This is a genomic window from Streptomyces clavuligerus, from assembly GCF_005519465.1.
Classification (GTDB): Bacteria; Actinomycetota; Actinomycetes; order Streptomycetales; family Streptomycetaceae; genus Streptomyces; species Streptomyces clavuligerus.
Genome location: NZ_CP027858.1, coordinates 5,361,266 through 5,384,630 on the forward strand (window position 1 = coordinate 5,361,266; position 23,365 = coordinate 5,384,630).

20 protein-coding genes are annotated in these 23,365 nt (G+C 72.9%); 11 read left to right on the plus strand and 9 right to left on the minus strand.

Annotation, left to right across the window (positions count from 1 at the left end; translation table 11 throughout):
* Window positions 1–210 precede the first annotated feature (210 nt).
* The 8 genes from gap (at window position 211) to CRV15_RS22595 (ending at window position 8,259) form a co-directional block, all read left to right on the plus strand.
* Window positions 211–1,218 carry a type I glyceraldehyde-3-phosphate dehydrogenase gene (gene gap / locus CRV15_RS22560; protein ID WP_003957006.1) on the plus strand — a complete coding sequence of 336 codons (1,008 nt, stop codon included), beginning with the start codon at window positions 211–213 and terminating at the stop codon, window positions 1,216–1,218.
* Between the two features lie 146 nt (window positions 1,219–1,364).
* On the plus strand, window positions 1,365–2,576 hold the full coding sequence (locus CRV15_RS22565) for a phosphoglycerate kinase (RefSeq protein ID WP_003957007.1): 1,212 nt from the start codon (window positions 1,365–1,367) through the stop codon (window positions 2,574–2,576).
* 6 nt (window positions 2,577–2,582) lie between these two features.
* Window positions 2,583–3,359 (plus strand): triose-phosphate isomerase, encoded by a 777-nt coding sequence (tpiA, locus tag CRV15_RS22570; RefSeq protein ID WP_003957008.1) that lies wholly within the window; start codon window positions 2,583–2,585, stop codon window positions 3,357–3,359.
* Between the two features lie 119 nt (window positions 3,360–3,478).
* Window positions 3,479–3,706, plus strand: a complete 228-nt coding sequence (gene secG, locus CRV15_RS22575; protein ID WP_003960065.1) for a preprotein translocase subunit SecG — start codon at window positions 3,479–3,481, stop codon at window positions 3,704–3,706.
* 147 nt (window positions 3,707–3,853) lie between these two features.
* Window positions 3,854–4,189, plus strand: coding sequence for an RNA polymerase-binding protein RbpA (locus tag CRV15_RS22580; protein WP_003957010.1), 336 nt, complete (start codon window positions 3,854–3,856; stop codon window positions 4,187–4,189).
* A gap of 185 nt (window positions 4,190–4,374) precedes the next feature.
* Window positions 4,375–6,027, plus strand: coding sequence for a glucose-6-phosphate isomerase (gene pgi, locus CRV15_RS22585; protein ID WP_003960063.1), 1,653 nt, complete (start codon window positions 4,375–4,377; stop codon window positions 6,025–6,027).
* A gap of 4 nt (window positions 6,028–6,031) precedes the next feature.
* Entirely contained in the window at window positions 6,032–6,637 is a 606-nt protein-coding gene (locus CRV15_RS22590) for a PH domain-containing protein (RefSeq protein WP_003960062.1), read from the plus strand.
* On the plus strand, window positions 6,634–8,259 hold the full coding sequence (locus tag CRV15_RS22595) for a PH domain-containing protein (protein WP_003957013.1): 1,626 nt from the start codon (window positions 6,634–6,636) through the stop codon (window positions 8,257–8,259). Before CRV15_RS22590 ends, CRV15_RS22595 begins: the two co-directional genes overlap by 4 nt.
* A gap of 1,059 nt (window positions 8,260–9,318) precedes the next feature.
* On the opposite strand, the gene pgl is transcribed toward CRV15_RS22595, so the two are convergent.
* The 5 genes from pgl to tkt are packed head-to-tail and all read right to left on the minus strand — an operon-like array spanning window position 9,319 to window position 15,964.
* Window positions 9,319–10,101 (minus strand): 6-phosphogluconolactonase, encoded by a 783-nt coding sequence (pgl, locus tag CRV15_RS22600; RefSeq protein WP_003960059.1) that lies wholly within the window; start codon window positions 10,099–10,101, stop codon window positions 9,319–9,321.
* Window positions 10,098–11,174 (minus strand): glucose-6-phosphate dehydrogenase assembly protein OpcA, encoded by a 1,077-nt coding sequence (opcA, locus tag CRV15_RS22605; RefSeq protein ID WP_003957016.1) that lies wholly within the window; start codon window positions 11,172–11,174, stop codon window positions 10,098–10,100. The genes pgl and opcA overlap by 4 nt, the downstream gene beginning before the upstream one ends.
* A complete protein-coding gene (gene zwf / locus CRV15_RS22610; protein WP_003957017.1) occupies window positions 11,171–12,691 on the minus strand; it encodes a glucose-6-phosphate dehydrogenase in 1,521 nt (506 codons plus the stop codon). Before zwf ends, opcA begins: the two co-directional genes overlap by 4 nt.
* A gap of 14 nt (window positions 12,692–12,705) precedes the next feature.
* Window positions 12,706–13,824, minus strand: coding sequence for a transaldolase (tal, locus tag CRV15_RS22615; protein ID WP_003957018.1), 1,119 nt, complete (start codon window positions 13,822–13,824; stop codon window positions 12,706–12,708).
* Between the two features lie 37 nt (window positions 13,825–13,861).
* Window positions 13,862–15,964, minus strand: coding sequence for a transketolase (gene tkt / locus CRV15_RS22620; RefSeq protein WP_003957019.1), 2,103 nt, complete (start codon window positions 15,962–15,964; stop codon window positions 13,862–13,864).
* 274 nt (window positions 15,965–16,238) lie between these two features.
* Here tkt and CRV15_RS22625 point away from each other — a divergent pair, with 274 nt between their 5' ends.
* The 3 genes from CRV15_RS22625 to CRV15_RS22635 all read left to right on the plus strand — a co-directional run bounded on the left by CRV15_RS22625 (window position 16,239) and on the right by CRV15_RS22635 (window position 18,908).
* The gene (locus tag CRV15_RS22625; protein WP_029182879.1) at window positions 16,239–17,213 is read left to right on the plus strand and encodes a heme o synthase; all 975 of its coding nucleotides are present in this window, start codon (window positions 16,239–16,241) and stop codon (window positions 17,211–17,213) included.
* Window positions 17,214–17,308: 95 nt separating this feature from the next.
* Window positions 17,309–17,692 carry a hypothetical protein gene (locus CRV15_RS22630; protein ID WP_003957021.1) on the plus strand — a complete coding sequence of 128 codons (384 nt, stop codon included), beginning with the start codon at window positions 17,309–17,311 and terminating at the stop codon, window positions 17,690–17,692.
* A 136-nt stretch (window positions 17,693–17,828) separates the two neighbouring features.
* Window positions 17,829–18,908: a hypothetical protein gene (locus CRV15_RS22635; RefSeq protein WP_003957022.1), complete on the plus strand. Its 1,080-nt coding sequence runs from the start codon at window positions 17,829–17,831 to the stop codon at window positions 18,906–18,908.
* Window positions 18,909–18,995: 87 nt separating this feature from the next.
* On the opposite strand, the gene CRV15_RS22640 is transcribed toward CRV15_RS22635, so the two are convergent.
* The 4 genes from CRV15_RS22640 to CRV15_RS22655 form a co-directional block, all read right to left on the minus strand.
* The gene (locus tag CRV15_RS22640) at window positions 18,996–20,006 is read right to left on the minus strand and encodes a COX15/CtaA family protein (RefSeq protein ID WP_003957023.1); all 1,011 of its coding nucleotides are present in this window, start codon (window positions 20,004–20,006) and stop codon (window positions 18,996–18,998) included.
* A gap of 7 nt (window positions 20,007–20,013) precedes the next feature.
* A complete protein-coding gene (locus CRV15_RS22645; RefSeq protein WP_009995777.1) occupies window positions 20,014–21,255 on the minus strand; it encodes a hypothetical protein in 1,242 nt (413 codons plus the stop codon).
* 182 nt (window positions 21,256–21,437) lie between these two features.
* A complete protein-coding gene (locus tag CRV15_RS22650) occupies window positions 21,438–22,205 on the minus strand; it encodes an ABC transporter permease (protein WP_003957026.1) in 768 nt (255 codons plus the stop codon).
* Window positions 22,202–23,128, minus strand: a complete 927-nt coding sequence (locus CRV15_RS22655; protein WP_003957027.1) for an ABC transporter ATP-binding protein — start codon at window positions 23,126–23,128, stop codon at window positions 22,202–22,204. Before CRV15_RS22655 ends, CRV15_RS22650 begins: the two co-directional genes overlap by 4 nt.
* Window positions 23,129–23,365: the final 237 nt, after the last annotated feature.

Consider the following 23,365-nt stretch of genomic DNA (forward strand, 5'->3'; position numbering starts at 1 on the left):
CTCGAAACCGCTCATCCGAAGGGGCCCCAGCCCAGGTGATTGGCGGTCCTTGCCCTCTGTCGAGGGTTAGGGGCCGCCATCGCCACGTACGGGCCCTCCGATGTCACTTCGGGCCCTTCAGGGAGGTAGGGTCGTAAGCGGTCGGGGACATCCCAATACAACTCGCCGGGAGGTTTTGATCACCCGGCGTACCAACGAGGAGATCGGTTCGTGACGATCCGCGTAGGCATCAACGGCTTTGGCCGCATCGGTCGTAACTACTTCCGCGCGCTGCTGGAGCAGGGTGCAGACATCGAGATCGTGGCTGTCAACGACCTGGGTGACACCGCGACCACGGCTCACCTGCTGAAGTACGACACCATTCTGGGACGCCTCAAGGCCGAGGTCACCCACACCGCCGACACCATCACCGTCGACGGCCACACGATCAAGGTGCTCTCCGAGCGCAACCCCGCCGACATCCCGTGGGGCGAGCTGGGCGTCGACATCGTGATCGAGTCGACGGGCATCTTCACCAAGAAGGCCGACGCCGAGAAGCACCTCGCCGGCGGCGCCAAGAAGGTCCTGATCTCGGCTCCGGCCAAGGACGAGGACATCACCCTGGTGATGGGTGTCAACCAGGACACCTACGACCCGGCGCAGCACCACGTCATCTCCAACGCCTCCTGCACCACCAACTGTGTGGCGCCGATGGCGAAGGTGCTCGACGAGAACTTCGGCATCGTCCGCGGTCTGATGACGACGGTCCACGCCTACACCAACGACCAGCGCATCCTGGACTTCCCGCACTCGGACCTGCGCCGCGCCCGCGCCGCCGCGGAGAACATCATCCCGACCACCACGGGTGCCGCCAAGGCCACCGCGCTGGTCCTCCCGCAGCTCAAGGGCAAGCTGGACGGCATCGCCATGCGCGTCCCGGTCCCCACCGGCTCCGCGACCGACCTGGTCGTCGAGCTGAGCCGCGAGGTCACCAAGGACGAGGTCAACGCCGCGTTCAAGAAGGCCGCCGAGGGCGAGCTCCAGGGCATCCTGAGCTACACCGAGGACCCGATCGTCTCCTCGGACATCGTCGGCGACCCGGCCTCCTGCACCTTCGACTCCTCCCTGACCATGGTCCAGGAGGGCAACTCGGTGAAGATCCTCGGCTGGTACGACAACGAGTGGGGCTACTCCAACCGCCTCGTCGACCTCACGGTCTTCGTCGGCGAGCAGCTCTGAGGGACACGGCTCTGACCAGCACCTATCAACACAGTACGGTTCTGATCAGCTCAGTGAAGTGAGCGACGGGGCCCGGGTGGCGCACCGCAGCGCCCCCCGGGCCCCCTCGCGCGTATTTCGGCTCAGCCCTCCGAGGAGTCCCGTCCATGAAGACGATCGACCAGCTTCTTGCCGCTGGGGTCGCGGGCAAGCGCGTATTCGTCCGCGCCGACCTCAATGTGCCGCTCGACGGCACCACCATCACCGACGACGGCCGCATCCGCGCCGTCGCGCCGACCGTGGCCAGGCTCGCGGCCGCGGGCGCGCGCGTGATCGTCGCCTCCCATCTGGGCCGTCCCCAGGGCGCCCCGGACCCGGCCTTCTCGCTCGCCCCCGCCGCGCGGCGGCTGGGCGAACTGCTGGGGACGGATGTCGCCTTCGCCACCGACACCGTCGGCGACTCGGCCCGCGCCGTGGTCGCCTCCCTCGCGGACGGCCAGGTCGCCGTGGTGGAGAACCTGCGCTTCAACCCGGGCGAGACCAGCAAGGACGACGCCGAGCGCGGCGCCTTCGCCGACCGGCTCGCCTCCCTCGCCGACCTCTATGTCGGCGACGGCTTCGGGGCCGTGCACCGCAAGCACGCCTCCGTCTACGACCTGCCCGCCCGGCTGCCGCACGCGGCCGGGGAGCTGATCGCCACCGAGGTCGGCGTCCTCAAGCAGCTCACCGATGACGTGCGCCGCCCGTACACCGTCGTGCTCGGCGGGGCCAAGGTCTCCGACAAGCTCGGGGTGATCGACCATCTGCTGGAGAAGGCCGACCGCATCCTCATCGGCGGCGGCATGGCCTACACCTTCCTCAAGGCCCAGGGCCACGAGGTCGGTATCTCGCTGCTCCAGGAGGAGCAGGTCCCGACGGTCCAGGGCTATCTGGAGCGGGCCCGGGAGCGGGGCGTGGAGCTGGTCCTGCCGGTCGACGTCCTGGTCTCGCCCGCCTTCCCGGACCTCAGGACCAAGGCCCCGGCGCACCCCACCACCGTCTCTGCGGACGCCATCCCGGCCGACCAGGAGGGCCTGGACATCGGCCCCGAGAGCCGCAAGCTCTTCGCCTCGAAGATCGCCGACTCGGCCACCGTCTTCTGGAACGGTCCGATGGGCGTCTTCGAGCACCCCGACTTCGCCGAGGGCACCAAGGCCGTGGCCCAGGCGCTCGTCGACTCCCCGGCCTTCACCGTCGTGGGCGGCGGGGACTCCGCCGCCGCGGTGCGCATCCTGGGCTTCGACGAGAACGCATTCGGCCATATCTCGACCGGCGGCGGCGCCAGCCTCGAATACCTCGAAGGCAAGACGCTTCCCGGGCTCGCCGCACTGGAGGACTGACATTCCATGACCACTCGCACCCCGCTGATGGCGGGCAACTGGAAGATGAACCTCAACCACCTTGAGGCCATCGCCCACGCCCAGAAGATCGCCTTCGCCCTCACCGACAAGGACTACGCGGCCGTCGAGGTCGCCGTGCTCGTCCCCTTCACCGATCTGCGGTCCGTCCAGACCCTGGTCGAGGGCGACAAGTACAAGCTGAAGTACGGCGCCCAGGACCTCTCCGCGCAGGACTCCGGCGCGTACACCGGGGAGATCTCCGGGTCGATGCTCGCCAAGCTGAAGTGCGCCTACGTGGCCGTCGGCCACTCCGAGCGCCGCCAGTACCACGGCGAGACCGACGAGCTGTGCAACGCCAAGGTGAAGGCGGCCTTCCGGCACGGTGTCACCCCGATCCTCTGCATCGGGGAGGGCCTGGACGTCCGCAAGGCGGGCGAGCAGGTGCCGCACACCCTCAGCCAGCTCGACGGCGGTCTGAAGGACGTCCCGGCCGAGCAGGCCGAGACCGTGGTGATCGCGTACGAGCCGGTCTGGGCGATCGGCACCGGCGAGGTCGCCACCCCCGAGGACGCCCAGGAGGTCTGCGGGGCGATCCGCGCCCGGCTCGCCGAGCTGTACTCGCAGGACGTGGCCGACAAGGTCCGCATCCAGTACGGCGGCTCGGTCAAGTCCGGGAATGTCGCCGCGATCATGTCCCAGCCCGATGTGGACGGCGCCCTGGTCGGCGGTGCCTCGCTGGACACCGACGAGTTCGTCAAGATCGTCCGCTTCCGCGACCAGTGAGTATGCGGTAGGGCTGATCCGTCGTACCCTTGCGGGGGCCGGGGTGGTGTCACCACCCGGCCCCCGCAGTCCGTAGATGTTCCGAGAGATTTGCCAGGAAGTAGGGTCCAGCCGTGGTTATGGGGTTCTCGATCGCCCTGATCGTCTTCAGCCTGCTGCTGATGCTGCTGGTGCTGATGCACAAGGGGAAGGGCGGCGGCCTCTCCGACATGTTCGGCGGCGGTATGCAGTCGTCCGTCGGCGGCTCCTCGGTCGCCGAGCGCAACCTCGACCGGATCACCGTCGTGGTCGGTGTCCTCTGGTTCGCCTGCATTGTCGTTCTTGGCCTGATCATGAAGCTGGACTGAGCCACCCACGTCACCCACAGGCTTCCTGTCCGGGGCGGGCAGGTAACTCCAATCCCTGGACGAGCGTTGGGCCTTACGTAGACTGGGGCACCGCGGCGCAGCCGCTGTGATACGCCGTACAGCACCATCACGCAGGGAGTTACGACCGTGGCAAGTGGCAACGCGATCCGGGGAAGCCGGGTCGGGGCGGGGCCGATGGGCGAGGCCGAGCGCGGCGAGTCCGCGCCACGTCTGCGCATCTCCTTCTGGTGCTCCAACGGGCACGAGACACAGCCGAGCTTCGCCAGCGATGCACAGGTCCCGGACACCTGGGACTGCCCGCGCTGCGGATTCCCGGCCGGACAGGACCGGGACAATCCGCCGGACCCGCCGCGTACCGAGCCGTACAAGACGCATCTCGCGTATGTGCGGGAGCGGCGCAGCGACGCCGACGGTGAGGCGATTCTCGCCGAGGCGCTCGCCAAACTGCGGGGCGAGATCTAGAACGGACGATCCGGCCGGGCACCCTGGTGTCCGGCCGGATCGCGTTCCGCGGGCTTCCGGATCTGTTCCCCGCTTCGCTCCTGGCCGACGCCGCCCTCCCCTCCCCGTAGGGGCCATCCTGATCAATTAGGTTGGGAACGACGGGACGGCAGGGCAGTGACGACAAGAAGTGAGCTGATGTCCGAGTGAACACAAGCGGCCGAACCAGGCTCGACCGGTTGCCGGAGTGGACCGCCCTGGGCGACCACCGCGAGCGGCTGCGCGGGACCACCCTGCGTGAGCTGTTCGCCGCCGACCCGGACCGCGGGAGCGGCTACGGCCTGCGCGTCGGCGATCTGTGGATCGACTACTCGAAGAACCTGGTCACCGGCGAGACCCTGGGCCTGCTGCGCGAGCTGGCGGCGGCGACCGGCGTGGCCGGGCTGCGGGACGCCATGTTCCGCGGCGAGAAGATCAACACCACCGAGGACCGCGCCGTCCTCCATGTCGCCCTCCGGGCCCCCCGGGGCGCCGTGATCGAGGTCGACGGCGAGAACGTGGTTCCCGGGGTGCACCGGGTCCTCGACCGCATGGACGCCTTCGCCGAGAAGATCCGCACCGGCGAGTGGACCGGACACACCGGCAGGCCGATCCGGAACGTCGTCAACATCGGCATCGGCGGCTCCGACCTCGGTCCGGCGATGGCGTACGAGGCGCTGCGCCCCTTCACGGACCGCGAGCTGACCTTCCGCTTCGTCTCCAATGTGGACGGCGCCGACCTGTACGAGGCGCTGCACGGGCTGGACCCGGCGGAGACGCTGTTCATCGTCGCCTCCAAGACCTTCACCACCATCGAGACCGTCACCAACGCGACCTCCGCGCGGGAGTGGCTGCTCGACGGGTTGAACGCGGGTCAGGACGCCGTCGCCCGGCACTTCGTGGCGCTGTCGACCAACGCGGAGAAGGTCGCCGCGTTCGGCATCGACACGGCGAACATGTTCGAGTTCTGGGACTGGGTCGGCGGGCGCTACTCGTTCGACTCCGCCATCGGTCTCTCGTTGATGATCGCGATCGGACCGGAGCACTTCCGGGAGCTGCTGAACGGGTTCCACCTCGTCGACGAGCACTTCCGCACCGCGCCCCCCGAGGCCAACGCACCGCTGCTGCTGGGCCTGCTGGGCGTCTGGTACGGCGGGTTCTTCGACGCGCAGTCGCACGCGGTGTTGCCGTACTCGCACTATCTGAGCCGGTTCACCGCCTATCTCCAGCAGCTCGACATGGAGTCGAACGGCAAGTCCGTGACCCGGGACGGGGAGCCGGTCTCCTGGCAGACCGGTCCGGTGGTGTGGGGCACGCCCGGCACCAACGGGCAGCACGCGTACTACCAGTTGATCCACCAGGGCACCAAGGTCATCCCCGCCGACTTCATCGGCTTCGCCCGCCCGCTGCCGGAGCTGCCGCCCCGGCTGGCCGGGCAGCACGATCTGCTGATGGCCAACTTCTTCGCCCAGACGCAGGCGCTGGCCTTCGGCAGGACCGCCGACGAGGTACGCGCCGAGGGCGTGCCGGAGGAGCTGGTCCCGCACAAGACCTTCCGGGGCGACCACCCCACCACCACGATCCTCGCCGACGAGCTGACGCCCTCGGTGCTCGGCCAGCTCATCGCCCTCTACGAGCACAAGGTCTTCGTCCAGGGCGCGGTCTGGAACATCGACTCCTTCGACCAGTGGGGCGTCGAGCTGGGCAAGGTCCTGGCCAGGCGGATCGAGCCGGTGCTCACCGGGGGCACGGGCACCGAGGGCCTGGACAGCTCCACGGCCGCGCTCACCGCCGCGTACCGCACCCTGCGCGGGCGCTGAGCCGATGACCACGGGGGAGGGGTCCGGGGACATACCGGACGCGCTCGCGGGGGCACCGGGAACGGCGTCACCGGGAACGGCCGCACCGGGGGCGGCGGTACCGGGGGCGGCGGCACCGGTCGTCCGGGTACGGCTGCGGCCACCCGCCCACGCGCTCAGCGAACGGGCCGTGGGCTGGTGGCGGGCGCGGTCGGCGCTCGCCACGGCGCTGATCACCGGGGTGCTCGCCGTCCTGGGGTGGTTCGTCGGACCGGCGCGGCCCTGGCTGCTCGCCGCCGCGGCCCTGGCGCTCGTCCTGGGGGCCCTGGAGGCCCTGACCGTGCCCCGCTGGCGGTACCGCGTGCACCGCTGGGAGGTCACCGACGAGGCCGTCCATGTCCGGACGGGCGCGTTCTGGCAGGAGTGGCGGATCGCCCCCATGTCCCGGATCCAGACCGTGGACACCCGGCAGGGCCCGCTGGAGCGCCGGTTCCGGCTGGCGACGGTCGTCGTCACCACGGCCTCGTCCAAGGGCGCGCTCACCCTGGAGGGACTCGACCACGAGCACGCCGCCGACCTGGCGCGGCGGCTCACCGCGATGACCCGGGCCACCCCGGGCGACGCCACATGAGCGGCACCGGCCCCGGCCCGGAGGGACCGGCCGGCGGCGGCACGGGCGTCCGGGTCCACACGGGCTGGCGGCGGCTGGACCGCCGGGCGCCCCTGGTCGCCGCCGCCCTCATGGCCGGTGCGGCCGGTGGCGTCACCCTGCCCGTGCTGCTCGGTCTCACCGCCCTCCCGGAGTTCCTCGGCGACCTGCGGCCCCGAGCCGCCCTGCTGGTGGCCGGGGCGGTACTGGTGACCGCCGGAGCGGCCGGTCTGGAGTGGCTGCGGCTGCGGCGCACCCGTTATCGCACCGGGCCCGACACGGTCGAGCTGCACAGCGGAATCCTGCTGGTCAACCGGCGCTCCCTGGCCCGGGAGCGCATCCGCGCGGTCGATCTCACCGCCCATCCGCTGCTGCGGCTGCTCGGCCTGGTGAAGGTCCGCATCGGCACCGGGGAACGGGCCGGGAGCGGCGCCCCCACCCTGGAGCTGAACCCGGTCTCCCGCGCCGAGGGCGAACGGCTCCGCCGGGAACTGCTGGACCGGACGGCCGAGGACACCGGCGGCCTGTCGGCGGACGGGCCGCTGGCCGCCCTGGAGCGGGGCTGGATCCGCTATGCCCCGCTGTCCTTCGTCGCGCCCACGCTCGGCGGGGCGGCCGTCGGGGCGGTGCTCCAGGTCAGCGACTGGCTCGGGCTCCAGGGCGAGGTCGTCCACCGTGTCGGCGAGCTGTTCCGGGACACCACCGTCGCCGTGACGGTGGCCGTCCTCGTGTCGGCGGCCCTGCTCGCCGGGGTGGTCGGCTCGCTCGGCCTGTGGACCGAGATGTGGTGGAACCACCGGCTGGAGCGGGAGCCCGGCGGCACGCTCCGGGTGCGCCGCGGGCTGTTCACCGTCCGCTCCATATCGCTGGAGGAACGGCGGCTGCGCGGGGTCGAGCTGGTCGAGCCGCTGGGGGTCCGGCTGGCGGGCGCCGCCCGGGTGGACGCCGTCGCCACCGGGATGGGGCAGGACGCCGACGCCCAGGGCGACGATCTGGAGGTGCTGCTGCCCGCCGCGCCCCGGGGCGTCGCCGGGGAGGTCGTCGCCCGGGTGCTGCGGGTGCCCGACCCGCCGACGGACGCCCCGCTGACCGGGCACCCCCGGGCCGCCCGCGCCCGCAGGCTGCGCCGGGCGCTGGGCGCCGTCCTCGTCCCGCTCGGGGTGGTGGCCGTGCTGGGGCTCTGGCTCACGCCCGTGCTGCTGTGGATCGCGGCGGCGGTCGCGGCGGTGGCCGTCCCGGCGGCGGCGCTGCTCGGTCTGGACGCGTACCGGGCCCTGGGGCACGGGATCAGCGGGGAGTTCCTGGTGGTCCGCTCCGGCTCGGTGCGCCGCTCCACCGTGGCGCTCCAGCGTGCCGGGGTCATCGGCTGGGTGGTGCGGCAGTCCCCCTTCCAGCGCCGGGCCGGGCTGCTGACCCTGACCGCGACGACGGCCGCGGGGACCGGGGGGTACGCGGTCCGCGACGCCGACGCGGTCGAGGGGCTGACCTTCGCGGCCCAGGCGGTACCGGGTCTGCTGGAACCCTTCCTGGAGCCGCTGCCCGGGGTGCCCGGCGGGCCTTCCCGGGCAGCGCTCGCCGCGGTCGGTGCGGATTCCGCCGGCTGAGGGGCTTCCCTCGGACCCGTTCGGCGGGTCTCGCTGACTCCCAAGAAGGCACTGGGGCCGGGCGGTGCCCGGTTGTCACCGGCTCAGGGGACGGGCTTCGGCCCCGGGGTGACGGGGAGGAGGCGCGGCGACGACCGGACGGCGCATCGGTCCCGCCGGGCCCGGCTGCCCCTGCGGGCGGTCCGGATTCCGTGGGCTCAGGGATGTCGCGTCGGGTCGATCCGGCAGGTCTCACCGACCTCCTCCCGGGCCGTGGGACCCGGTGGGACGGCATGACGACCGCCGGACGGCGTACCGTCCCGACCGCACGGGCCGGTGCCGTGCTCGGCGGCGGCCGGGCAGGCTGCCGCCACGCCGTCCGTTCCGACCCCGGTGGGTGACGTGGCACCCCCCGTACGCCTCCTGTGCCGACCTCCGGAGGGGCCTCAGGCGGCAGGGATCTCCTGGCGAAGGCCGCCCCGCCGGGACCCCCGCGTGTTTCACGGCGGCGGCACCGAGGCCGGGAGGGCGTCGCCGACGCCCGCCCCGCCCCGGCAAGGCGCCGCCTGAGGGCCGCGCGGTGCGAGCGGCCACTTCGAGCCGCGTATCACGTCCACCGCCTGCGGCTTCGACGCTCCCGGCGCACGGCCGCACGGTGCAGGACGTCCGGGACGCCCGTCCCACCACCCTGGCGTGCTCGGTCGTCGTCGGCACTGACCACCCCGCGACCGCACCGCACCGTGCCGCGTACGGGTGGTCGACCGGAGCCGATGCACAGGTGCGTGTGAGAGCCCGTTCCCGGCCGTGGGATGTCCGAGGGCCGCGCAACGCGAGCAGCCGCGCCGTGCGGTGCGAGGGGGCGACCGGAACCGGAACTGGCGTACCGGGTGCGAGAGCCCGTTCCTGCCGGGCAGATCCGGCCGGGCGGACGGCCCACCGGCATCCCGCGCCCCGCCGCACGCCCGCCACGCCCGTCGCCGGGCTGCGGCCCGGCGGGAGCGCCCGGTGGCCCACCCCGGCCCGGCCCGCCATGGCGAAGGGCCCGGTACAGGAGTACCGGGCCCTTCGCCATGGTGTCGCTCAGGCGAGCGCCGGAGGGTAGAGGTCGCGCGGCAGCTCGGCCGCCGCGGCCGCGTCCAGCAGCCAGAGGGTGCGGCTGCGGCCGTGGGCGCCCGCCGCGGGGGCCTGGACCTCGCCCGCGCCCGACAGGGCCATGGCCACCGCCTTGGCCTTGTCCTCACCGGCCGCCAGCAGCCAGACCTCGCGTGCCGCGCGGATCGCGGGCAGCGTCAGCGAGATCCGGGTGGGCGGCGGCTTGGGCGCGCCGTGCACCCCGACCACCGTGCGCTCGGTCTCCCGGACCGCGGGCAGCTCGGGGAAGAGCGAGGCCACATGGGTGTCCGGGCCGACGCCCAGCATCAGGACGTCGAAGACCGGCACCGGGCCGTGGTCCTCGGGTCCCGCCGCCGCTGCCAGCTCGGCGGCGTACGCGGCTGCCGCCGCGTCGGCGTCACCGCCGCAGGGGCCGTCCGAGGCGGGCATGGCGTGCACCCGCGCCGGGTCCACCGGAACGCTGTCCAGCAGTGCCGCGCGGGCCTGCGTCACATTGCGCTCCGGGTCGCCCTCGGGCAGGAACCGCTCGTCGCCCCACCACAGATCGAGCCGCTGCCAGTCGACGGCGTCCCGGGCCGGGGCGGAGCCGAGGGCGGCCAGGACGGCGTTGCCGTTGCGTCCGCCCGTCAGGACCACCGAGGCGGCGCCCCTGGCGGACTGGGCGTCCACGATCCGGGTGATCAGCCGGGCCGCCGCGGCCTGGGCCATCAGCTCCTTGTCCCGGTGGACCACGAGCTGGGGGGTGCTCACTCGGCCGCCGCCTTCTTGGCCGGGGCCTTCTTCGCGGCCTTCTTCGCCGGGGCGGCGGCGGTGGAGGCGGACGCGGCGGGGGAGCCCGCGCCGTCCGCCCCGGACGCGGCCACCGGCTCGGCGGCGGGCGCCGGAGCCACCGGGTCCGCGTCACCCAGCCGGTCCACGCCGTAGCGCAGCGCCGAGGCGTAGGTGTCGTCCGGGTCGAGCCGCCGCAGCTCCTCGGCGATCAGTTCGGCGGTCTCCCGCCGCTTCAGCGCCACCGCGCGGTCGGGCTGCCCCTGGATGGACAGGTTCGCCAGCGAACCGTCCGCCCGGTCGAGCACGATCGCGCCGCAGTCGGTCTCCATCCGTACCGCGGTCAGCCCGGGCCCGGCGGACAGCGCCCGCCTCACCGGCACGGCCAGCCGGTCCGCCAGCCACATCGCGAGGAGTTCCACACTGGGGTTGAACTCCTCGCCCTCCACCTCGACGCCGGTGACCTTGCAGGCCACCTGGTCCAGCGCGGCGGCGAGCATGGAACGCCAGGGGGTGATCCGGGTCCACGACAGATCCGTGTCACCGGGGGTGTAGGCGTCGGCGCGCGCCGACAGCTCCCGGATCGGCTGCTCGGAGGCGTAGGTGTCGGTGACCCGGCGCTGGGCCAGCGCGCCCAGCGGGTCCTTGGCCGGGTCCAGCGGGGCGTTCACCGGCCACCAGACGACGACCGGGGCGTCCGGCAGCAGCAGCGGCAGCACCACGGACTGGGCGTGCTCGCTGACCTCGCCGTACAGCCGCAGGATCACCGTCTCGCCGGTGCCCGCCTCCGCGCCCACCCGCACCTCGGCGTCCAGCCGGGCCTGGGCCCGCGCCCGCGGGGTGCGGGAGACCCGCTTGATGACGACGAGGGTGCGCGAGGGGTGCTCGCGGGAGGCGTCGTTCGCCGCCTTGAGCGCGTCGTACGCGTTCTCCTCGTCCGTGACGATGACCAGGGTGAGGACCATGCCGACGGCCGGGGTGCCGATCGCCCGGCGGCCCTGCACCAGCGCCTTGTTGATCTTGCTGGAGGTGGTGTCCGTAAGGTCGATCTTCATGGCCGCCGCCAGCTCCGTCCGTCTCGTGCGAGCATCTCGTCCGCCTCGACCGGACCCCAGGTCCCCGCCGCGTACTGCGCGGGCCTGCCGTTCTGCTCCCAGTACTCCTCGATCGGGTCGAGGATCTTCCAGGACAGCTCCACCTCTTCCACCCGGGGGAAGAGGTTCGAGTCGCCGAGCAGCACATCGAGGATGAGCCGCTCGTACGCCTCCGGGCTGGACTCCGTGAAGGACTCGCCATAGGCGAAGTCCATCGACACGTCCCGGACCTCCATCGAGGTGCCCGGGACCTTGGAACCGAAGCGCAGGGTCACGCCCTCGTCCGGCTGTACCCGGATGACCAGGGCGTTCTGCCCCAATTCCTCGGTCGCCGTGTGGTCGAACGGGGAGTGCGGGGCCCGCTGGAAGACCACCGCGATCTCGGTGACCCGGCGGCCGAGCCGCTTGCCCGTCCGCAGATAGAAGGGCACGCCCGCCCAGCGGCGGTTGTCGATCGCCAGCTTGATCGCGGCATAGGTGTCCGTGGTGGACGAGGGGTCGATCCCGTCCTCCTGGAGATAGCCGACGGCCTTCTCGCCGCCCTGCCACCCGGCCGCGTACTGGGCGCGCACGGTGGACTCGCCCAGGTCCTTCGGGAGCCGCACCGCGCCCAGCACCTTGACCTTCTCCGCCGCGAGCGCGTCCGCGTCAAAGGAGGCGGGCTCCTCCATCGCGGTCAGCGCCAGCAACTGGAGCAGATGGTTCTGGATGACGTCCCGCGCGGCGCCGATGCCGTCGTAGTACCCGGCCCGGCCGCCGATGCCGATGTCCTCGGCCATGGTGATCTGGACATGGTCGACATACGACCGGTTCCAGATCGGCTCGAAGAGCGTGTTCGCGAACCGCAGCGCCAGGATGTTCTGGACGGTCTCCTTGCCCAGGTAGTGGTCGATCCGGAAGACCTCGTTCGAGGGGAAGACCTCATGGACGACCTGGTTCAGCTCCTCCGCCGACTCCAGGTCGTGCCCGAACGGCTTCTCGATGACCGCCCGGCGCCAGGAGCCCTCCTTCTCGGCCAGACCGTGCTTCTTGAGCTGCTGGACGACCTTGGGGAAGAACTTCGGCGGCACCGAGAGATAGAAGGCGAAGTTGCCGCCGGTGCCCTGTGCCTGGTCCAGCTCGGCGATGGTCTTCTTCAGGTGCTCGAACGCCTCGTCGTCGTCGAAGTCGCCCTGGACGAACCGCATCCCCTGGTTGAGCTGCTGCCAGACCTCCTCCCGGAAGGGAGTGCGGGCGTGCTCCTTGACGGCGTCGTGGACCTCCTGCGCGAAGTCCTCGTCCTGCCACTCACGGCGGGCGAACCCGATGAGCGAGAAACCTGGTGGCAGCAGCCCGCGGTTGGCCAGGTCGTAGACCGCGGGCATGAGCTTCTTGCGGGAGAGATCGCCCGTGACACCGAAGATGACCAGGCCCGACGGCCCCGCGATACGCGGGAGCCGTCGGTCGGCGGTGTCACGCAGCGGATTGGCCTCGCCAATACCGGACACGGTGGTCAGCCCTTCGACGGGGCGAGACGCTTGAGCTGCGCCTCGGTCGAGGTGAGCAGGTCGTTCCAGGACGACGCGAACTTCTCGACGCCCTCGTCCTCCAGGAGCCCCACGACCTCGTCGTACGAGATGCCGAGCGCCGCCACGGCGGCCAGCTCCGCACGCGACTGCGCGTAGGTGCCCCGCACGGTGTCGCCGGTGATTTGGCCGTGGTCGGCGGTGGCCTCCAGGGTGGCCTCCGGCATGGTGTTGACGGTGCCCGGCGCCACCAGCTCGTCGACGTACAGGGTGTCCTTGTACGCCGGGTCCTTCACGCCCGTCGAGGCCCACAGCGGACGCTGCTTGTTGGCGCGCGCCCGGTCCAGCTCCGCCCAGCGCTCCGAGCCGAACACCTCCTCGTACGCCTCGTAGGCCAGCCGGGCGTTGGCGAGAGCGGCCTTGCCGCGCGCGGCCTTCGCCTCGTCGGTGCCCAGCGCGTCGAGGCGCTTGTCGATCTCGGCGTCGACCCGGGAGACGAAGAACGACGCCACCGAGTGGATCGCCGAGAGGTCGAGCCCGCGGGCCCTGGCCTTCTCCAGACCGGCCAGGTAGGCGTCCATCACCTCGCGGTAGCGCTCCAGCGAGAAGATCAGCGTGACATTTACGCTGATGCCGAGGCCGATGACCTCGGTGATCGCCGGGAGGCCCGCCCGGGTGGCGGGGATCTTGATCAGGGTGTTGGGGCGGTCCACCAGCCAGGCGAGCTGCTTGGCCTCGGCCACGGTGGCCGCCGTCTCGTGGGCCAGCCGGGGGTCGACCTCGATCGAGACCCGGCCGTCCTGCCCCTCCGTGGCGTCGAAGACCGGCCGGAGGATGTCGGCCGCGTCCCGGACGTCCGCGGTGGTGATCATGCGAATGGCCTCGTCGACGGTGACGCCGCGCGCCGCCAGCTCGGTGAGCTGCTGCTCGTAGCCGTCACCCCCGGAGATCGCCTTCTGGAAGATCGACGGGTTGGTCGTCACGCCCACCACGTGCTGCTGGTCCAGCAGCTCGGCCAGGTTGCCCGAGGTGATCCGCTTGCGCGACAGGTCGTCGAGCCAGATCGCGACGCCTTCGTCGGAGAGGCGCTTGAGTGCGTCTGTCATATGAGTCTGCATCTCCTGCGTAGTACGTGTACCGGCGTCAGCGTGCGACGGCCGTCAGAGATTCCCGCGCGGCGGCGGCGACCGCGTCGGCGGTGAAGCCGAACTCGCGGAACAGGACCTTTCCGTCGGCGGAGGCACCGAAGTGCTCCAGCGAGACGATGCGGCCCGCGTCACCGACATAGCGGTGCCAGGTCAGCCCGATGCCCGCCTCGACGGCGACCCGGGCCCGCACCGACGGCGGCAGCACCGCGTCCCGGTACTCCTGGTCCTGCTCCTCGAACCACTCCACCGACGGCATGGAGACCACCCGGGTCGGCACCCCGGCCGCCTGGAGCTGCTCCCGCGCCTCCACGGCGAGCTGCACCTCGGACCCGGTGCCGATCAGCACGACCCGCGGCGCCGCGGGCCGGCCGTCGGCCTCCTCGGCCTCGAACAGGACATAGCCGCCACGGGCCGCGTCCTCGTTGCGCGGGTAGGTCGGCACGCCCTGACGGGTCAGCGCCAGACCGTGCGGGGCGCCCACGCCGAACTTCTTCGTGTACCGCTTGAGGATTTCACGCCAGGCGATCGCCGTCTCGTTGGCGTCGGCCGGACGGACGACGTTCAGCCCGGGGATGGCGCGCAGCGAGGCCAGGTGCTCCACCGGCTGGTGGGTCGGGCCGTCCTCGCCCAGACCGATCGAGTCGTGCGTCCACACATACGTCACCGGCAGGTGCATCAGGGCCGACAGCCGCACCGCGTTGCGCATGTAGTCGGAGAAGACCAGGAAGGTGCCGCCGTAGATACGGGTGTTGCCGTGCAGCGCGATGCCGTTCATCACGGCGGCCATGGAGTGCTCGCGGATGCCGAAGTGCACCGTGCGGCCGTACGGGTCGGCCTCCGGCAGCGGGTTGCCCACCGGCAGGAACGAGGACGTCTTGTCGATGGTGGTGTTGTTGGAGCCGGCCAGGTCGGCGGAGCCGCCCCACAGCTCCGGCAGCACCCCGCCGAGCGCCTGGAGCACCTTGCCCGAGGCGGCGCGGGTGGCGACGCTCGTGCCGGTCTCGAACTCCGGCAGGTGCCCCTCCCAGCCCGCGGGCAGCTCGGTCGCGCGGATGCGGTCGAACGAGGCGGCGCGCTCCGGGTGCGCGGTGCGCCAGGCGGCGAAGGTCTTCTCCCACCGGGCGCGCGCGTCGCGGCCCCGGTCCAGCGCCTTGCGGGTGTGCCCGATGACCTCGTCCGAGACCTCGAAGCTCTGCTCCGGGTCGAAGCCCAGCACCCGCTTGGTGGCCGCGACCTCCTCCTCGCCCAGCGCCGAGCCGTGCGCGGCCTCGGTGTTCTGCGCGTGCGGGGCGGGCCAGGCGATGATGGAGCGGGCCGCGATGAACGAGGGGCGCTCCGTCTCCTCCCGCGCCGCCTTCAGCGCCCGGTACAGGCCCGCCGGGTCCAGATCGCCGTTGGGAAGCTGCTCCACCCGCTGGACGTGCCAGCCGTACGCCTCGTACCGCTTGAGGGTGTCCTCGGAGACGGCCGTCTCCGTGTCGCCCTCGATCGAGATGTGGTTGTCGTCCCACAGCAGCACCAGATTGCCCAGCTTCTGGTGCCCGGCGAGCGAGGACGCCTCGGCGGAGATGCCCTCCTGGAGGCAGCCGTCACCCGCGATGCACCAGACGGTGTGGTCGAACGGGGAGGCGCCCGCGGGGGCGTCCGGGTCGAACAGACCGCGCTCGTAGCGGGCGGCCATCGCCATGCCCACCGCGTTGGCGACGCCCTGCCCCAGCGGGCCGGTGGTCGTCTCCACGCCGGTGGTGTGGCCGTACTCGGGGTGGCCGGGGGTCTTCGAACCCCAGGTGCGGAACGCCTTCAGGTCGTCCAGCTCCAGTCCGTACCCGGCCAGGTAGAGCTGGATGTAGAGGGTCAGCGAGGAGTGGCCCGCGGACAGGACGAACCGGTCCCGGCCGGTCCAGTCCGCGTCGGCGGGGTCGTGCCGCATCAGCTTCTGGAACAGCACGTACGCGGCGGGCGCCAGGCTCATGGCCGTACCGGGGTGGCCGTTGCCGACCTTCTGTACGGAATCCATGGCCAGGACGCGACCGGTGTCGACTGCCCGCTGGTCCAGATCGGTCCACTCAAGGTCTGTGGTGGTCGGCTTGGTGCTCACCCTGGGTCAGGGCTCCTCTCCACATGCTCCATGTCGTACTCCCGGCGACAAGGGACGCACCGGGCGGTGTCGAGCCTACCCGCGCGAGCGCCCGCGGCCCGTCGTGACGGGGGGCGCCCACGGGCGGGGAGGGCCGCTCAACACGACACCACCCCCGTGCGGGGCGACGCGGGGGCAGCCTCTACAGTGGCGTCGTACGCGCAAGTCTTTACCGGGCCTTCATGTATGTCCGCATGCGGCCGGGGCTTGCTGGGAGTCTCTGTCAGGGGTGTGCGTGACGGCCGTCGAATCCCGTCCGGCGAGTGGGGAGACCTCCCCTGCCCGCGGGACACTGGGGGAGCTCGGTACGAGCCCCGGCCACCGGCCGTTCGGGGCCCGGGTCATGGCCTTCGTGGCGCTGACCAAGCCGCGGATCATCGAGTTGCTGCTCATCACCACAGTGCCGGTGATGTTCCTCGCCGCGCAAGGGGTGCCCGACCTGTGGCTGGTTCTGGCCACCTGCTTCGGCGGCTATCTCTCCGCGGGCGGCGCCAACGCGCTCAACATGTACATCGACCGCGACATCGACGCGCTGATGGACCGCACCTCCGGACGGCCGCTGGTCACGGGCATGGTCTCACCGCGTGAGGCGCTGGTCTTCGGCATCACGCTCGCCGTGGTCTCCACCCTCTGGTTCGGGCTGCTCGTCAACTGGCTCTCGGCCTGGCTGGCGCTCGGCGCGCTCCTCTTCTACGTCGTCGTCTACACGATGATCCTCAAGCGCCGCACCGCGCAGAACATCGTCTGGGGCGGCATCGCGGGCTGTATGCCGGTCCTCATCGGCTGGTCCTCGGTGACGAACTCGCTCTCCTGGGCCGCCGTCGTCCTCTTCCTCGTCATCTTCTTCTGGACGCCGCCGCACTACTGGCCGCTCTCCATGAAGGTCAAGGAGGACTACGCCCGCGTCGGTGTGCCGATGCTGCCGGTGGTCGCCTCCAACAAGGTCGTGGCCCGCCAGATCGTCCTCTACAGCTGGGTGATGGTCGGCGTCTCGCTGCTGCTCACCCCGATGGGGTACACCGGCTGGTTCTACACCGCGGTCGCGCTGGCCGCCGGCGGCTGGTGGCTGTGGGAGGCGCACGCCCTCCAGACGCGCGCCAGGGCGGGCGTCACGGGCGGCAAGCTCAAGGAGATGCGCCTCTTCCACTGGTCCATCACCTATGTCTCGCTGCTCTTCGTGGCCGTCGCGGTCGACCCCTTCCTGCGCTGACGCCCGCCGGGCCGGTACCCGGGCCGCCGGGCGTGGCTCCCGTCACCCCCGTGGACCATGGTCCACGGCGCATACCCGCGAGTAGCATCGCGCCCATGGCAGACACCACGCACGCGGACGACACCATGCCCCCGGCCCCCGGGACGGCCGGGGCCAAGGACGCGCGGGCCAAGCGCGCCGAGCGCAAGGCGGCCCGGCTGGCGCGGGAGATCACCGCGTTCTCCCGGGCGCACGGCGGGGCCGAGGGACAGCTCGCGTACATAGGGCAGGCGGGCACCCGGATCGTCCTCGTCGGCACGGACGGCGGCTGGGGGGACCTCGTCGCCCCGACCCACGAGATCGCCGCCGCCGCGGCGGAGCGGGCCGGGCTCACCCTCCACGAGACCTTCGACGGGGAGCTGGCCGCCCGGGTCCGCACCGGCCCCTACGAGTGGACCCGGATGGCCGGAATCCAGCTCGGCGGCCCCTCCAACGGCTAGCCGCGCCGCCACGGCACCCGAGCCCGGTGAGACCGGAACCACAGGGCCCGGGTGACACCTCACCGGGGTATCGCCGCCGACACCGGGGTACCACTGGTGACGATCGCGCACGCGCCGTCGCCGACCGGGAGCCCCGATGACCGAGACACCGCCCCTCGTGGACCAGCACTGCCACGGGGTGCTCCGCACCGAGCTGGGCCTCGGCACCTTCGAGGCCGAGCTGGGGCCCCGGGCCGCCCGGCCCGCTCCCGGCACCACCTTCTTCGACACCCAGGCCGGGTTCGCGATCCGGCGCTGGTGCCCGCCGCTGCTCGGCCTGGAACCCCACTGCCCGCCCGCCCGCTATCTGGCCCGCCGCCGGGAGCTGGGCGCGGCCGAGGCGGGCCGACGGCTGCTGCGCGGCAGCGGCACCGCCGTCTATCTGGTCGACACCGGGGTGCCCGGGGACCTCACCCCGCCCGGTGAGATGGCCACCTCCGCGGGGGCCGAGGCGCATGAGATCGTCCGTCTCGAACCGCTCGCGGGACGGGTCGCCGACGCCTGCGGCACCGTCGAGGAGTTCCTCTCCTCGCTCGCCGGGGCCGTGTACGGGGCCGCCCGTACCGCCGTCGCCTTCGCCTCCGCCGCCGCCGTGCGCGGGGGGCTCGCCCTGGAGCCCGGGGCGCCCGGCCCCGGTGAGGTGCGCCGGGCCGTGAGCCACTGGCTCGCCATCCGGCGGCCGGGCGAGCTGCCCGCCGCCCCCGTCCTGTTACGCCACGCGCTGTGGACGGCGGTCGGCACCGGGCTGCCCCTCCAGCTCCACCTCGGCGACGACGACCCCATGCCGCTCGGGGACTTCGCCGCCGCCACCTCCGGGCTCGGCACCTCGCTGGTGCTGCTGCACGGCTACCCCCACCACCGCAGCGCGGCCCGGCTCACCGGTCTCTTCTCCCATGTGTACGCCGATCTGGGCACCGCGCTCGCCACCACCGGGGCCCGTGCCGCCGCCGTGCTCGCCGAGACGCTGGAGCTGGCGCCCTTCGGCAAGCTCCTCTACTCCAGCGGCGCGCGCGGACTGCCCGAGCTGCATGTCGTGGGCGCCCGGCTGTTCCACGAGGCCCTGGGCCGGGTCCTCGGCGGCTGGGTCGGCGACGGCGCGTGGGCCCGCCGGGACGCCGACCGGGTCGCCACGATGCTCGCCGGCGCCAACGCCCGCCGGGTCTACGGCCTGGCCTGAACCCGCCCGTTCCCGCGGCTCCCCCCCCCCGGTACACGAACAGCGCCCCGGGGACCGGCTCCGGGGCGCTGTCGGACGTACGAGGGGTCAGGCGCGGGACAGCTCCGGGTCCGCGGGGGCGCCCGCCACGGGCTCCGCCGTCTCCGCCGCGGCGTCGACGCCCGGACGCTCCCGCAGGCTCAGCAGCAGCCGCAGCACCACGATCCACATCAGCGCCGAGCCGAGCATGTGCACGCCCACCAGCAGCTCGGGCACCCCGGTGAAGTACTGGACATAGCCGAGGCCGCCCTGCACGAGCAGCACGACCAGCAGGTCGCGGGCGCGCGCCCGGATGTCGTCCGGCGCGTCCACCACCCGCAGCACCAGCCACATCGCGAGGGCGAGCGCGCACACCGCCCACGCGGACGCGGAGTGCAGCCGGGCCGCGTCGACCCAGTCCCACGGCATCCGGGGGACGTCGCTGGAGTCACCGGCGTGCTTGCCCGCGCCGGTCACCGCCGTCCCGAGGACGACGAGCAGCCCGGAGACGAGGACGATCGCCCAGCCGAGGCGCAGGACCGGGCGCGGCACCCGGGGCCGCGGGGCCCCATCGCCCTCACCGGTGCGGTGCCAGGTCAGCACGGCCACCGTGAGCAGCGCGTTCGCCAGCAGGAAGTGGCCCGCGACCGTCCAGGGGTTGAGCCCCGCCCAGACCGTGATGCCGCCGACGATCGCGTTGCTCAGCACGATCCAGAACTGGGCCCAGCCCAGCCGGGTCAGCGAGCGGCGGCGCGGCTTCGCCGCGCGGGCGGCGACGATCGCCCAGCCCACGGCCGCCGACAGGACGTACGTCAGCATCCGGTTGCCGAACTCGATCGCCCCGTGCATCCCCTGTTCGGGCGTGGCGAAGAGGCTGTCGTCCGTGCACTTGGGCCAGGTGTCGCAGCCGAGACCGGAGCCGGTCAGCCGGACCGCGCCACCGGTGACGATGATCACGACGGTCATCACGACCGCGGAGAGCGCGGCACGCCGGACCGTTCGCGGGTCGGGTGTCCAGCGCTGGGCGATATGGGCGAGGGGGGTCTGCACGGGCTCCATCGTAGGGCGGGCCTTGTGCATGTTTTCACTAGGGGGGCGATTGCGGTGTGCCCCGGGGGGTCAGGCCGCCGTCCGGGTGGTTCCCGGGGCGCGGGGCCCGCCCCCGCCGGGGCGCGTGCGTCCGGCGGAAGCACGCGCCTTCGAGCCGCCCCTCGTCCTCCCACCAGACGGCGATCCGCCAGTGCGCCGTGTCCGGCGGCCGGTCCTCCCCGGTGAGCAGGGCGTCCGTCAGCTCCGCCGCCACCTCGGCCGCGCTGCGGTCGGTGACCGCGTCCATCCCCCGCCAGGGGTAGGGCATCGGGGTCCAGGGCGCGCCGTCGCGCTCCCGGACGTCGAACCGCCACACCGCCCGCCAGCAGCGCGCCCGCAGGACCCGCCGCACCTCCTCCGGGGCGAGCCGCAGCCCCCGCGCTATCGCCTCCGGCTCCACCCCCTCCACCCGGGCGGCGACCACCGCCAGCGGCAGCAGCCGGCCGGGCAGCAGCCCCTCGGCCCGCAGCCGGGTCAGCCCGCCCTGGAAACCGCACCGGCGCAGCCGCCGGACGAGCTGGTCGCCGAGGTGTTCGAGGGCCGTGCCGTGCGGGGCGCCGGGCCGCTCGCCCAGCGCGTGGAACTCCTGCTCCGCGCGGACCGCCCAGACCACCGCCTCCACCGGGTCGCCCAGCTCTTCGAGCCGGTCCCCGAGGAAGGCCCGCGACTGGGCGAGCCCTTCGCGGTTGCGCGGGTCGCCCCCGGGCAGCCCCTCCCAGACCGCCATGGCCCGCCGGGTCGCCTCCAGGGCCGCGATCCCGTCCGCGCGGGCGGCGGCGGGCGGACGCTCGCCCCGCGCGGGGAACGCGTACCGGGGCAGCCCCAGCTCGTCGCTGAGCGGCTCGGCGAGATAGACGGACTGGCTGAGCAGCGCCCTGGCGTACCAGCGGGCGTGCTCCTCGTCGTGGCGGGCGGGCTCGGCGCAGTGCCGGACCGCCTCGGCGACCGCGCGCAGCGCCTTGACCCGGCGGCCCGCGTCGAAGTGGTGCCGGGCGAGGTCCGCGTACCGCAGGCTGAGCCGCGCGGTGAGGGGGAGGTCGTTCGCGGCGTGCGGGGCGAGCGCGGATATCAGGTCCAGCAGCATCCGTTCGCGCTCACCGGGCGGGACCGCCGCACGGCCCGCCCTGACCTTGGTCCACTCCGCGTCCAGCCGCAGTACGGCGGTGCGCTCCATGAGCCCTCCCTGCGCGAGCACGCCGACCGGACCGCGCCCACCGTGGCCGATCTTGCGCAGGGTCATAGTCACCCCGGGGCGGGTGTTCGGGGAAGACTCGGGGAGCACCCGCGGGGGCACGGGTGGCCGGGGCCCGACCACCCGCCCGGGTCCGGGAGCGCCCGGAACCCCGTCGTCCGCCGGTGTGCCCCGTGCTCGCGGGCCGGGCGCCGACTCCTCCCGGCGGCTCCTCCCGGCGGGACCGGCGGCTACTCCCAGCGGAAGAAGCGGCCCGCCGCGGCGAGCCCGGCCGCAGCCCAGAGCGCGAGCACGCCCAGCGCGCCCCACGGCAGCGACTGCCCGTGCTGGAGCACGTCGCGCAGCCCGTCCGAGAGCGCCGATATCGGCAGCAGGGAGAGCGCGGACTCCACCCCGTCCGGGAAGCGGTCCAGCGGCACGACCACCCCGCCGCCCATCAGCAGCAGCAGAAAGACCAGATTCGCCGCCGCGAGGGTGGCCTCGGCCCGCAGGGTGCCCGCCATCAGCAGGCCCAGCCCGCTGAAGGCGGCCGTCCCGAGGACGAGCAGCAGCAGCACGGAGAAGGGGTCGCCCGCCGGTGACCAGCCGAGCGCCAGCGCGATCCCGGTCAGCAGCGCGATCTGGAGCACCTCGGTGACCAGGACCGACAGGGTCTTGGCGCACATCAGGCCCCAGCGCGGCAGCGGCGAGGCGCCGAGCCGCTTGAGCACCCCGTAGCGCCGTTCGAAGCCGGTGGCGATGGCCTGGCCGGTGAAGGCGGTGGACATCACGGCGAGCGCGAGCACCCCGGGGGCGAGGAAGTCGACGGGGTCCTCGGTGCCCGTGTCGACGATGTCGACGGTGGAGAAGAGCACGAGCAGCAGCGAGGGGATGACGATGGTGAGCAGCAGCTGTTCGCCGTTGCGCAGCAGCATCTTCGTCTCGAACGCGGTCTGCGCCGCGATCATCCGGCCGATCGGGGCGGCGCCCGGCTTCGGCGTAAACGTACCGGCGCTCATCCGCGCAGCTCCTTGCCCGTCAGTTCAAGAAAGACGTCCTCCAGCGTGTGCCGCTCCACCGAGATGCGGTCCGGCAGGACGCCGTGCTGGGCGCACCACGAGGTGACCGTCGCCAGGAGCTGGGGGTCGACGCTGCCGGTGATGCGGTAGCCGCCGGGGGCCTGCTCGACGGCGGCGGTGCCCTCCGGCAGCGCCTTGAGCAGGGAGGCCAGGTCCAGCCCCGGGCGGCCGGTGAAACGCAGGGTGTTCTCGGCGCCGCCCCGGCACAGCTCCTCCGGGGTGCCCTGGGCGATCACCCGTCCGGCGTCGATGACGGCGACGTCGTCCGCGAGCTGTTCGGCCTCGTCCATGGCGTGGGTGGTGAGGACGGTGGAGACCCCGTCGGCGCGCAGCTCCCGGACCAGCTCCCAGGTGGCGCGGCGGGCCTGCGGGTCGAGCCCGGCGCTGGGCTCGTCCAGGAAGACCAGCTCGGGACGGCCGACGACGGCCATCGCCAGGGAGAGCCGCTGCTGCTGGCCGCCGGAGAGCCGGCGGTAGGGGGTACGGCCGCAGCCGCCGAGGCCGAGCCGTTCGATCAGGGAGTCGACGTCCAGCGGGTGGGCGTGCAGCTTCGCCATATGGCGGAGCATGTCGCCCGCGCGGGCGGTGGAGTACACGCCGCCCGACTGGAGCATCACCCCGACCCGGGCGCGCAGCCGCGGCGCGTCGGCGACGGGGTCGAGCCCGAGGACGCGTACCGTGCCCGCGTCGGGGCGGCGGTAGCCCTCACAGGTCTCGATGGTGGTGGTCTTCCCGGCTCCGTTGGGGCCGAGGACGGCCGTGACCCGGCCCTGGGCGACGTCGAGGTCGAGCCCGTCGACGGCGGTCTTGGTTCCGTACCGCTTGACCAGGCCCTTGATCCGGACGACGGACTCGCTGCGCATGCCGGGAAGTCTAGGCGGGCGCCCGAGGGGCCCGGGCCGCGCCCCCGGGATGCCTTCCACGCCCCCCGGAGCCGGTGCCTCCGGTCGCTCCCCTGTTGCTCCCCCGGTGTTCCCATGCTGGCGGAACCCTAGATTCCATCCGGCTCGACGGGTCCGCGCGCCCCTCGGGTCCGCCGGGAAACCACCTGGTGAGGCCGGGTGAGGGGAGCCTTCGTTAGGTGACCCTAAGTGACGAAG